Source organism: Nitrospirota bacterium, from assembly GCA_023229435.1.
Taxonomy (GTDB): Bacteria; Nitrospirota; UBA9217; order UBA9217; family UBA9217; genus JALNZF01.
Genome location: JALNZF010000021.1, coordinates 45,325 through 56,245, shown reverse-complemented (window position 1 = coordinate 56,245; position 10,921 = coordinate 45,325). Strand labels below are relative to the sequence as shown.

Annotated in this window: 21 protein-coding genes; 19 read left to right on the top strand and 2 right to left on the bottom strand. The window is 53.6% G+C overall.

The window, feature by feature from the left end; genetic code table 11:
• Positions 1-304: 304 nt before the first annotated feature.
• Positions 305-790, bottom strand: coding sequence for a hypothetical protein (locus M0R70_12865; protein ID MCK9420261.1), 486 nt, complete (start codon positions 788-790; stop codon positions 305-307).
• Positions 791-1,028: 238 nt separating this feature from the next.
• Positions 1,029-1,715 (bottom strand): helix-turn-helix domain-containing protein, encoded by a 687-nt coding sequence (locus tag M0R70_12860; protein MCK9420260.1) that lies wholly within the window; start codon positions 1,713-1,715, stop codon positions 1,029-1,031.
• A gap of 47 nt (positions 1,716-1,762) precedes the next feature.
• On the opposite strand from M0R70_12860, the gene M0R70_12855 reads away from it, so the two are divergent.
• From M0R70_12855 to M0R70_12765, 19 genes are all read left to right on the top strand, one after another.
• Positions 1,763-1,978 (top strand): helix-turn-helix domain-containing protein, encoded by a 216-nt coding sequence (locus M0R70_12855; protein ID MCK9420259.1) that lies wholly within the window; start codon positions 1,763-1,765, stop codon positions 1,976-1,978.
• Positions 1,979-2,025: 47 nt separating this feature from the next.
• Complete coding sequence (locus tag M0R70_12850) at positions 2,026-2,508, top strand: hypothetical protein (protein MCK9420258.1); 483 nt, start codon at positions 2,026-2,028, stop codon at positions 2,506-2,508.
• Positions 2,498-4,531, top strand: a complete 2,034-nt coding sequence (locus tag M0R70_12845; GenBank protein ID MCK9420257.1) for a Mu transposase C-terminal domain-containing protein — start codon at positions 2,498-2,500, stop codon at positions 4,529-4,531. Before M0R70_12850 ends, M0R70_12845 begins: the two co-directional genes overlap by 11 nt.
• Before the next feature lie 12 nt (positions 4,532-4,543).
• Complete coding sequence (locus tag M0R70_12840; protein MCK9420256.1) at positions 4,544-5,431, top strand: AAA family ATPase; 888 nt, start codon at positions 4,544-4,546, stop codon at positions 5,429-5,431.
• A 9-nt stretch (positions 5,432-5,440) separates the two neighbouring features.
• Complete coding sequence (locus tag M0R70_12835) at positions 5,441-5,653, top strand: hypothetical protein (protein MCK9420255.1); 213 nt, start codon at positions 5,441-5,443, stop codon at positions 5,651-5,653.
• On the top strand, positions 5,650-5,868 hold the full coding sequence (locus M0R70_12830) for a hypothetical protein (protein ID MCK9420254.1): 219 nt from the start codon (positions 5,650-5,652) through the stop codon (positions 5,866-5,868). Before M0R70_12835 ends, M0R70_12830 begins: the two co-directional genes overlap by 4 nt.
• Positions 5,865-6,380 carry a regulatory protein GemA gene (locus tag M0R70_12825; protein MCK9420253.1) on the top strand — a complete coding sequence of 172 codons (516 nt, stop codon included), beginning with the start codon at positions 5,865-5,867 and terminating at the stop codon, positions 6,378-6,380. The genes M0R70_12830 and M0R70_12825 overlap by 4 nt, the downstream gene beginning before the upstream one ends.
• Positions 6,381-6,392: 12 nt before the next feature.
• The gene (locus tag M0R70_12820; protein ID MCK9420252.1) at positions 6,393-6,905 is read left to right on the top strand and encodes a hypothetical protein; all 513 of its coding nucleotides are present in this window, start codon (positions 6,393-6,395) and stop codon (positions 6,903-6,905) included.
• A 10-nt stretch (positions 6,906-6,915) separates the two neighbouring features.
• On the top strand, positions 6,916-7,167 hold the full coding sequence (locus M0R70_12815) for a hypothetical protein (protein MCK9420251.1): 252 nt from the start codon (positions 6,916-6,918) through the stop codon (positions 7,165-7,167).
• A complete protein-coding gene (locus M0R70_12810) occupies positions 7,164-7,406 on the top strand; it encodes a hypothetical protein (protein MCK9420250.1) in 243 nt (80 codons plus the stop codon). Before M0R70_12815 ends, M0R70_12810 begins: the two co-directional genes overlap by 4 nt.
• A gap of 103 nt (positions 7,407-7,509) precedes the next feature.
• On the top strand, positions 7,510-7,659 hold the full coding sequence (locus M0R70_12805) for a hypothetical protein (GenBank protein ID MCK9420249.1): 150 nt from the start codon (positions 7,510-7,512) through the stop codon (positions 7,657-7,659).
• Between the two features lie 4 nt (positions 7,660-7,663).
• Positions 7,664-7,864 (top strand): hypothetical protein, encoded by a 201-nt coding sequence (locus M0R70_12800; GenBank protein MCK9420248.1) that lies wholly within the window; start codon positions 7,664-7,666, stop codon positions 7,862-7,864.
• 64 nt (positions 7,865-7,928) lie between these two features.
• On the top strand, positions 7,929-8,534 hold the full coding sequence (locus tag M0R70_12795; GenBank protein ID MCK9420247.1) for a hypothetical protein: 606 nt from the start codon (positions 7,929-7,931) through the stop codon (positions 8,532-8,534).
• 92 nt (positions 8,535-8,626) lie between these two features.
• A complete protein-coding gene (locus M0R70_12790; protein ID MCK9420246.1) occupies positions 8,627-9,187 on the top strand; it encodes a host-nuclease inhibitor Gam family protein in 561 nt (186 codons plus the stop codon).
• Positions 9,184-9,411, top strand: a complete 228-nt coding sequence (locus tag M0R70_12785; GenBank protein MCK9420245.1) for a hypothetical protein — start codon at positions 9,184-9,186, stop codon at positions 9,409-9,411. Before M0R70_12790 ends, M0R70_12785 begins: the two co-directional genes overlap by 4 nt.
• Positions 9,412-9,413: 2 nt before the next feature.
• Entirely contained in the window at positions 9,414-9,611 is a 198-nt protein-coding gene (locus tag M0R70_12780; GenBank protein MCK9420244.1) for a hypothetical protein, read from the top strand.
• Positions 9,612-9,676: 65 nt separating this feature from the next.
• On the top strand, positions 9,677-9,976 hold the full coding sequence (locus M0R70_12775) for a hypothetical protein (protein MCK9420243.1): 300 nt from the start codon (positions 9,677-9,679) through the stop codon (positions 9,974-9,976).
• Positions 9,977-10,062: 86 nt separating this feature from the next.
• Positions 10,063-10,269: a hypothetical protein gene (locus M0R70_12770; protein ID MCK9420242.1), complete on the top strand. Its 207-nt coding sequence runs from the start codon at positions 10,063-10,065 to the stop codon at positions 10,267-10,269.
• A 38-nt stretch (positions 10,270-10,307) separates the two neighbouring features.
• The gene (locus M0R70_12765) at positions 10,308-10,709 is read left to right on the top strand and encodes a hypothetical protein (protein MCK9420241.1); all 402 of its coding nucleotides are present in this window, start codon (positions 10,308-10,310) and stop codon (positions 10,707-10,709) included.
• Positions 10,710-10,921 lie beyond the last annotated feature (212 nt).

Sequence of the window (10,921 nt, the reverse complement as noted above, 5' to 3'; positions counted from 1 at the left end):
TCTGTATCTCTTCAGGTAATATGAGAATTCAGTAGTTGATGATAAAAACGCCTAAGTGTTTGATGTTGGTAGTTAAAAGACGCTGGAAAAAGACAAAACTGGTTTGAGAAATATTGCCGGTTTTACCCAAAAAGTGCACATTTATGACGAATGGTTTGAGAATTTTCGTCATGGACGAATGGAATCTTAAACTCCGTTCAAATAACGGTTAATAGTCTATTTAAGGACCATTCTATACAGGTTTACCCGTGCGACAGTGACGCACCCCCCGTGCGACAGTGACGCACCCCCCGTGCGACAGGTATTAAAATAAGCGTTTGTAATGAGGAGATTGCATGGTAGTTCCCTCAGAATATCCCAGGCTTCCCTCCTCTTCATTGGTTGGAATTGAATAGTGGTAATAAGCCTTAATTTTAGCGATAAATTTCTTCGAATAATTTCTATCAGACGGGGATGTCATATTCGATTTAATAAAACGGGTAAGACGTTCAGAAGTAGACCACGATGCATCGGAGAACACGTATATATCAACAATGGCATATGGTCCAAGCGACCCCCCTTTTGTGGTTGGAGGGATGAACTTCGAAAGGACATTAGATTGTCTCGCCAACCGAAACTCTTCAATAAGCTTCTTTAGTTTTTCAGGAGTAGCGTTGTTTTGAGTTACAAGAATGGAGATCGCCGACTTTTTATGTTGTCCCGTGATCGAAAATTTAGGAAGATCTCCGGCAAAGAGGTGACTCCATGAAAATATCATTAATAATAAAACGGTAATAACGGAGCGTCGCATAATGTCTCCTTTGCTTAAAAACAATGATAAGTAACAGAGGAACCCAAATATCCATCGGTGCAAATAACAGATCCGTCGCTATCGGGTCCAGCTGAACAATTAACACCGTTATGGCCACTACAGGCACCGGCCGCAGCACAATTTGAATCACACGTGGCGGATGGCGCCCCTCCGGAACTTGAATCTCTTCCGCAAGAAAAAGCGCCTGTAAATAAAAGAAGAACAATCACGCTTTTTTTCATCGTTCAATCTCCCTTCCAAACCAGATAACTTTCCCATTGATCCGCAACTGGTCCGGATTTGTCTCAATTGATTCGTAACGATTGTTGTCGCTGATAACCTTCAGGCGCATCGAAGGATGCATCACCTGTATTCGCTTGATCATGATTGTTTGGTCGAGCGCGATCGCATAGATGCCGCCTTGCGGATCCACGTAGTTGCGCCCATGATCCACCAGGGCAAGATCCCCGGACAACAGGGTCGGCTCCATACTGTCGCCGCTCACACGGATCAAAGACATATTATTCGGATCACCGCGACGCTTTATCCATTCTTTTCTGAAGGCAATTTTCAACTCCACCGCGTTGTCGGGTATTAGTCCGCCGCCGGCGCTGATCTCACCGCGTACCTGTGAGACAAACTCATAGTCGCCAAAATCGGCCCTGTTCTCCGAGACAATGGAATGAACCGGCCCCTGGTCATACCCTCCGCGTCGCACAGCGCCGGTCCCCGTCAGCAACCAATCAAGAGAAAAGCCGCTCCTGTCGCAGAATGTGGACAAAGCCTCATAGGGAATGGTTCTGCGAGCCTTATGGTTGGAAAGGGCCGTCTTCGTCATATCGAAAGCGGCCGCAACCTCACCATCGGATGAATATTCACCTTCTTTTTTAATACTTTCCACTATTTGAAAAATATCTTTTTTCATGTTCACTTTTTGCTTGACTATAGTTCACAATATGATATACTCTCTACATGTTGAGGCCGGTAGACATAAAAATAAGACTCCTCAAAAAAGGAATCTCGCAAGCCAAGATCGCCAGGAGTCAGGATGTTGTTCGGTCATACGTCACACACGTGATCGCCGGCAGAAATAAAAACCAGCGACTACGCCAGGCCATAGCCGATGCGATCGGAATGGTCGTATCCGATATCTGGCCGAACGAAAAGAACAATAAAAGGGCTGCCTAAACCACGATCTATTGTGGTGATTGTAGCCCTTTTTTTTTGCCTTGTCTATGACGAAATCAAATAAAAAAACGTCACCTGCGACTAACCAGCTCACCATCTTTGATCTGCTGTGTCAGTCCGCTCCGCATCCATCCGGGTGCATGGACTTCCAGGCCGAACTCTGCTCGGCCATGTCTGCGGACATAAGGCATGCAGTAGACGAACAGGGCCGAGAGCTTTCACGCTACGACATCGCCGCCAGAATGAGCAACTCCCTCAACCGCGAGATCACAAAATCAACGCTCGACAATTGGACCGCGGCATCGCATGACGCCCACATTCCCGACGCGATCGAGATGGCGGCATTCTCCCGTGCAACGATCGGCCGGTGCGCCATGGAAGTGATCTCACGGCACGCTGGTCTTTTCACGCTGCCCGGACCCGAGGCGCTACGCTCGGAGATCCAGACATGGAAAGAGACGAGAAACAGGGCATACAAGGAAATCAGAAAAAGGGAACTACTTCTGTCGGAGGTGGAGCGTGCAAGATAACGTGACGCTGAAGCAGATTGCAGAGGCAACAAACATCTCTAAGAGGACCATAGAGCGCCGTTCCCTACGCGAGTCCTGGCCTTCTTGCGGCACCACCATCATCAACCACAATGAGACGAAGCTCTATGCCGTAAAGGACCTTCCCTCCGATATTCAGCAGCACTTTCATCCGGCTTCTTCATTGTTCTCCCTTCCATTGCCCCGCGCCCGAGGCGAAATTAATGATTCATCGGGCGCGGGGATTCTTCCCGCAACGCCCGCGCCGGTACCGGCCCGCATCAACGACGTCCCCGTCGCCGCCATCCCCGAGGACGCCAGGCGCACCGCGCTCGCGCGCATGGACCTTCTTTTGCAGTGGGAGTCATTCCGTTCCCGGTTCGATTCGCTCAACGAGGGCGACGAGGAATTCACGCGCTGGTACCAGACCGGACACGGAGCGCCGCATCTGCACAAAGTTCTCGGCACCGTCTCCACCGGCACCCTCTATAAATGGAAAGCGAGACTCGGCGGATCCTCCGACTGGCGCAACCTCGTCCCCCGGTACAAATGGTCCGGCATGGTGCTTCAAACCTCGCTCGATCTCGAAGTCCGGCGCATCTTCGAACGCTTCCTGCTGGACCCTCGCCGGCAGAAAATATCGCAGTGTATCTTCTATACAAGAGAAGCGCTCATTCATCAGGGCGTAGAGTGCGACGCATCAGATGCCGTGTTCTACCGCTACGCCGAGTGGTACCAGAAAACGCACAACGACGTCTGGACCTTCCGGCGCGAAGGAAACAAGGCCCTCGTAGACAAAGTCCTCATGTACATCAAGCGCGACGCCGGAATGCTCGAAGTCGGACAAGTTCTCGTCGCCGATGGACACCGGCTGAACTTCCAGATCATCAACCCCTTCACCGGAAAACCATGTCGAGCCACGATGATCGCCTATCTCGATTGGAAAAGCTACGACCTCGCCGGCTACGAGATCATGATCGAGGAAAACACGCAATGCATTGCAAGCGCCCTGCGCCACGGCATGATGAAACTCGGCAAGCGCCCGCGCTTCTGCTCCCAGGACAACGGCAAGGCCTTCCGTTCGAAGTACTTCACAAATTGCCCGTCATTCGAAGAGTCCGGGTTCGTCGGCCTCTTCGCCCGGTTCAACATCATCCCTGTCTTTTCCCTGCCCTACAATGCCCGCGCAAAAGTGATCGAGCGCTGGTGGGGCATCTTTTCAGAAAGCTTCGAGCGCCTCATGCCGTCTTACATCGGCGCATCGATAGCGGACAAACCCGCCTACATGCTGCGGAATGAGAAGTTTCACCGGGCGCTGCGCGGCGAATACACGCCTACCATCTGGGAAGCCGTCGAACTCATCGATCAGTGGCTCTCACTGTGGAGCACAAAGACCGAATGCCCGCACGTCGCCGGCAAGAGCATCCGGCAGGTATTCGATGAAGGCAAGGGACCGGGCATGCCCCATGATGAGCTGGATGACCTCATGATGGACACCAAAATAACCAAGATCTACCAGAACGGGATCCGCATGTGGGGCGAGTACTACTGGCACGAGTCGCTCTACGGAAAAAAGTTTGACGACGTCACCGTCCGCTACAGCATCTTCGAAAAATCCACCGTCCGCGTCTATGCAAAAAATGGCGCGCTCATCTGCACCGCGGCGCGGTCCGCCGATATGAACCCGCTGGTCAATTACCTCGGCACCGAGGCGGAGAAGGAACGCTTCAAAAACGTCATCGAGATGCGTGGCCGGCTGCGCAAGGGAACGGTCCACATGGCGCAGCAGGTCGAAGAAGCGCCGATGCCCATCGCCATCAACTGTTCGACAGGCTCACAGCAGGCTCCGCGCATCGAAGGGCCGCAGCCCGGCGCGCTCATGATGCGGCAATCCCAGGAAAGGAGGAATGATATCGAGACATTGAAGGCCGGTCCGGACATCATTGAAATGATGCCGACGGAAGAGCCGGCCCCCCGGCTGAAGCTGGCCATGTTTGAGTGCGATCTGGAAGAGCGGAATTTATAAGGAGGAGAGCAAGTGGTCAAGGAAAAAGAACAGCTGCAGAAATTATTGGACGCCGAAGTATTCAGCATGACCGCAGCGGCGCGCGGAATCGGATACTCGACATCCGCCATCAGTTCCTGGATGGCGGGCAAATACGACGGAGACTCGGAAGCCGTCCGGGTCAAGATTGCGAGTTTTTTAAAACGACATTCCGATCGTATCGCGGACCGTGAAGATCCAATCCCGATAATTCAGACCTCGGTCATGAAGAAAATTCATGCGGTCGCCCGGAAAAGTCATCTGCGCAGATGGATGTGCTGCTGCTACGGAGACGCCGGAATAGGAAAAACCAAAGCATTGCAGGCCTATGCCAAGGATGACCAGGAAGTGATCCTTCTCGAGACAGTCATCGGACTCACCGCAAAGGCGCTGCTATCGGACCTCTCCCGCAGCGTCGGCCTGGACGGAGAGGGCGGCACCCACGAACTCTACACCGAGGTCGTGAAAAAGCTGAAAGGCTCCGATCGCCTGATCATCATCGATGAAGCGGAGAATCTCGCATACAGGTCTCTCGAATATCTCCGGAGGATCTACGACATGGCCCAGGTCGGAGTGCTGATGGTCGGCATGCCGCGCCTCATCACCAACCTGCGTGGACGGCGCGGACAGTACGCGCAGCTCTACTCCCGCATGCGGCTGGCCGTGGAGATAGACAAGCTGGACGGCATGGACGTGCATGACATCGTGGAGAAGGTATTCCCGAATAGCAATGGAATATGGAAGTCTTTTTTTGATGCGTCCAAGGGGAATGCCCGCGTGCTCTCAAATCTTATCGAGAACTCACGGGACATGGCGAAGCTCAACAAAATCTCGATCACGGCGGAAGTCGTTAAGGAAACGGCAAAGATGCTGATCGTATAAGGAGGCACCATGAGAAAAACAGTATGCAAAAGACTTAGGAAACAGGCGCTCCTGGTCGCGCCGGCGACGAAGCGCACCAACTTCATCACGCGCTTCTGGACGGGGAAAACCAATGCCCAGGGAAAAAAGATCACCTTTGACAGAACCACGGTCGTCTGCGGCGGATATCGCCGGGCGTATCAGGATTTGAAGCGCGACTACAGGAGGAGGCAATCAGCATGAAGACATCCACACTCGACACAAAAGGGCTCTACCGCATAGCGAAGAGGCTCACGATGCTGGCAACGCTTATAAAGGAGCTCGTCCCGCAGGTGATTGACGAGATGATAAAGCTCGATAATAACCACAAAAACATCGTGGCCGCGCACAGGGCGCATACGACGATGGCCCGTTCGGCTTCGCTCAGGGCAGGCTCCGAAGGCAGGAAGGCAAAGTGATTCCCGCAACTCATCAAGACGACCCCTCACCCCGGCCCTCTCCCTCGAGGGGCGAGGGTGAAAAGCGCAAGGACTTCCGAGCCGTCAAGCTCGCGCAGCTCTTCTGTGATGCGGAGGACCGGGGAATCGACAAGAACGATCTTCGCAACCTCATCGCGCCGGGCGTCATCGGCCACCGGTTGTCCGAGGCCACGGTTGGCGAGGTCATCGAGGTCATTAGACACATTGGAGGCCGCGTCACATCGTCCGTCATCCCTCGTCCGTCGTCCGTCGAGAATTTCAAGGACCGCTTCTCCGACCTTGGTTACCGCGACGGCATGGCCACACCAGCGCAACTTCGGAAGATCGAGGCCATGTGGATGAGCGTCTCAAAGATGCCTAATTACACGGCCAAGCAAAAGGCCTTAAAGGGCTTTTTAAAACGCATTACGGGCGTAGAGGAACTGCGGTTCATAGAGTCCTGGCAGGTGCAGAAAGTCATAAGGGCCATCGATAGTATGAAGCATTCGTAAGGAGGAACAAAAATGACAAGTCGTGAATATAAAAATCAGCAGCAAACGGAACTGAACGAGGCGGTCCCGGCCGCGATCATGCAAATGGTCCTGATCGTGATCATTGCAATCGCGATCGTGGTCTTCCTCTCGCTCACCACTGTGCATGCGGGAGAGACGCGTCTTTCAAACCTTGAAACGTTTCACACCATCAGCACGCTCGACAAGCTGCAGAAAACGCTCTATCTGACGGTACTGGCCGCGGTGGATTACCACCAGACCGTGCGCTCAGTGATCGATCAGCCCCTGAAATATCACGAGATGAACCCCGTCCTCGGCGAACATCCCTCGCGCGCCGCATTGGCGGTCTTTGGCACTGTCGGCATCGCGGCAACCGCGCTCATCAGCCGAATAGATCATCCGTTGGCGAGGATCGTCGTTGATTCCATCATCGCAACGGAGCAGGTGAATGTCTGGGAAAACGAACATACCATGGACCGCCGAACATCGATGCCGATCATGGTCGTATTTTCAATGAGCTATTAAGGAGCGTGGAATGAACGGAAGAGACAAGCGCAGACGGCTGAAAGAGCGCCAGGTTCGGGGTACCCTCAATAACGGCATTCGAGGGCAGGCTCCGTTGGTAGTTCGGAGTCAAACACCAAATCCCGCAGGCGTCCAGGTGCAACAGAAAGCAAGCGAGCCGGTGCACGGAAAATACTGCCGCGTCCGCAAGGCAAAGGTGGACATCACGGTCTGCACCGTGCAGTCAACCCGGACGCCGGATTTATGCAAGGGGTGCGAATGAATGAACCATGGAAAATAGACGAAGCCACCGCCATCGACGAGCTGCAGGCGCTCAGCAAAAACGCCAAGCGCTGGCTGGAGGACAGAATCGGGAACAACCTCGCATCAATAACCGGCTACTGCGCCATCGGCATGGTGCAGAAGGTCCCGGCGGTATCGGACAAGATGATTGAGGACTTTAATAAGATCGGCTGCTTTGAGTTGCAGAAGATCAGGGCGGGAAAGGAGGACAAGGCATGAAGGCCGAAGACGCGATGCAATACCTGACGATCGTCATCGTGCTTGCAATCATCATCGGGGGCCTTGCGTGGATCTACTATTCGGGAATAAAGGAGGCGTGCATATGGCTATAGTCCACATAACAGGAGAGATGCTGTACAGGATGCACCGGCTCAAGCGGGAAATGGCGGAGAAAAAGAAGCGCTCCGGGGCGAGACGATCGAAGTGGATCCTCTTGGCCGCGGCCGCGATGTACATTTTAATGAGGGGGTGATGGGATGGGTTGCGAATACAGAATAAACGGAAGAGGCACAAGGTCGTTCTGCTATGGTCAACGCTGCGGGTTCCTGCGATCACTGACCTGCACCGAGCGAATTAAATTTGAAAAGAGCATCGAGAAAAAAAAGAAGAAGGTCCGAACCGAGATTGCGGAGATGGACCGGAGCATGCAGGCGATGAGCAGGGAGATCGGGATCTGAAATATTGATGGACCCCCGATTGAATCCTTCGGGGGCAGGCTTTAGACGAGGGGGACGACGGACGATGGAAATGCAAAGCCCGAAGATGTTCACCTGCGAAAAGTACAACGTCACCATGCTCGCCTCGAAGGCGGCCGAGACGTGCGCAAAGAGGTTTGAGACATCGCTGCACGGCCACTTTCATAACTTTGACAAGTGCCGGACCTGCAAGCGCGGGGCGGTGTTGTATGAGGCGGGGAAACATAAGACCGAGGGACGAGAGACCCCCGATAAAATCCTTCGAGGGCAGGCTTTGGACGACGGACGTAAAGGCGAGACGAATCAGGCAAAAGCTGAAACGATACAAGCTAAAGGAGAAACGACAATGGCAACGAATGCGAAAGGCACCTGCAGCACAAAGGACTGCGGAAGGACTGTTCAAAAAGACGGTCTCTGCTACAAGTGCTACAAGGCGAAGCATGGATGTGCGCCGTATCCCGGACAGGACCACAAAAAAGGAATTGTAAAGGTGAAAGAAAAAACGAGATGCCACGGCAAGTCAGTCAGTCAGTCAGGCAGGATATCCCTCTCGTCCATCGTCCAAGCGAAGCGATCGTCCCTCATCTCTCGGAGGTTCAGTCCCCCGGCAGCATCGACTGGACAAAGTACCCCAGGTTGCATAGCCGCCTGATCACTCTGGCGCTGGGGAAAGTACTCGAAGAGATGGAAGCTAAAGCTTAGATTCAACCGTGAACCTTGAACCGCAACTAAAAGGAGCAAAACATGGCACGACTCAAACCAAAGAACAGCATCACCAGCCGCGCCCAGGCCGACGCGGCGATGTCGCAGTTGAACACCATCGATCAGAAGCTGGCTACCTGGGATCTCGATGAGGCAAACGCGATCGCGCGGATCCGCGAGCAGCACCAAAAGGGCCAGAGGGCATCCGGACGCCCCGGCCTCGAGGCGGAGAAGGCCCTGCTCGTCAAGGAACTTGAAGCTTGGGCGGAAGAGGATATGTCCACCTGGGGGAAGCGCTCCATCGAGACGGCCTTCGGATCTCTGGGCTTCCGCGTCGGCCAGCCGACGGTAACGCTCATCAAGAAGATAGCCAAAAAATGGGACGCCGCGCTCGAGCTGCTCACCCTTTATCACGGCGTATATGTGCGCGAGATCCCCGAGATAGACAAAGCCCAGATCCTCGCGGACAAGACGGCGGGTATATTGGATGAGCCGCGGCTCGCCGAGAGCGGCCTGGCCGTGAAGCAGGACGACGAATTCTGGATAGAGACCGCCGCCAGCAAAGACCTCGAGGACGCCGCGAAGAAACTGAGGGCCGCATGATGGGTATACAAAGCAAAAAAGAAAAGGGGCTTTGTGATCGCTGGAACAAATTGCACCCCATAGGCACGGCGGTCGTCGTCAAAAAAGATGAAGGGCACAAACTATTTACCATCACACGTTCAGAGGCCTGGCAACTCGGCTCAGGCACCGCGGTAATTTTGGTCGAGGGCATCAGCGGTGGATACAAGCTCACTCGAGTCAGCGCTCAGAGGGAGGCAGCATAATAATGGGCAAGGCAATGCGTGAACAGAGAATCCTCCTGAAGGCGGGATTCGCGCTTCTGCGCTACGACGTGGTGAATAAAAAAATATGGAAATGTTCCAGTCCCGGCTCATGGAAGGTGCTGAACAGGTATGAGACACAGACCGCCATGATGCAGGCCTGGAAAGCAATGATGGAAGACGAAAGGAATCTGGCAGGTTGATTCGCATCACAACTTTAGCTCACTTTATGAACCTTAGTCACTTTAGACACTGAAAGGGGTTACTCATGAGAGAACCAATCGATCGTAAATATGTTTTCTGCGCATTGAGTCAGGAGCACGCGAACAAAGAGCACAGCCACATGGACGCCATGGTATTCCTGGCAAAGGACAAAGCCCTGCCGGATGTGCTGATGTACTACCAGAATAAAAGCCAGGAACTTGGAGCGAGCGTTGAGCAGCTTGCGGGCATCGCGCTTCTGATCGAGCGCGTCCTTCGCTACCAGGTGGAACATCCGGAGATGGTGAAGGTTGCGGATGTAGACGTTCCGGACATGGCGGGGATCCTCGAGGAGAATGAGAAGTAAGACGATTGCGGATACTTCGACTTTGCTCAGTAGAGCTTTCGGATTGCGGAGTGCGGAATTAAATAACGGAGAAAGGAGAAAAGCCAATGTCGTATTCGCTGAATCAGAAGTGTTACTCGTGTAAGAAAAAACCGAAGTGCGTGGACGGAAATGTCATCAGCGCAGCGGTGTCGATTATACACTCGCTCGGCCAGGAGAAGGGCCATCTCGGCGGCGGCTGCGTGACTCACGACTGCTCGAATTACGAGTCTGTGAACGCTACACCGGCAGGTGCGGAAGCAAAGACAAGCTAAAGGCAGAAATACCCCACAGTGTGGGGTATAGATCCGTGATGCGGATCCTGATGATGGCCGAACAAACTCAAATTCAAATAGACTTCACCGATCGCAAAGCGCCGATCCTCACCCAGGAGGAACACATTGTGTGGTCCGCCATCAGGGACCGGCTCGGCCGCGATCGCGCATTACTCGGCACGGTCATAGCCGAATGCGCCGGAATCGACTACGTCACCGTGCGCGCGATTATCAGCCACCTGGTAAATTTTCATGGCTGCCTCATAGCATCTTGTTCTCGCGGCTATTATGTCCCCGTGACGCCCGATGAAGTACAAACCTCCACCAGAAGCCTGCGGCACCGGGGCATCATGATTCTTCTGCGGGCAGCCAGGCTCCAGAAGAGCAGTATCGAAGATGTGTTTGGACAGGCAAAGTTGGAATTGGAGAAGGCATGTTAGATGAACTGGAAAAAGGGAAAACAGAACCTCTCATTCGGCCAAAGTGCGCGGCTGAAGATGAGCACGATTGGGATATCGAGTACGCAACGGAGAATGATATAAATATAGTTTGTCATAAATGCCATGAGTGGCGTAGCTATTGTCGTGAGCTTTAGCAGCGCGGGCGGAGAATGGGGCCAGCTGACCCGCAACGAGGAAGGGACGGGATTATG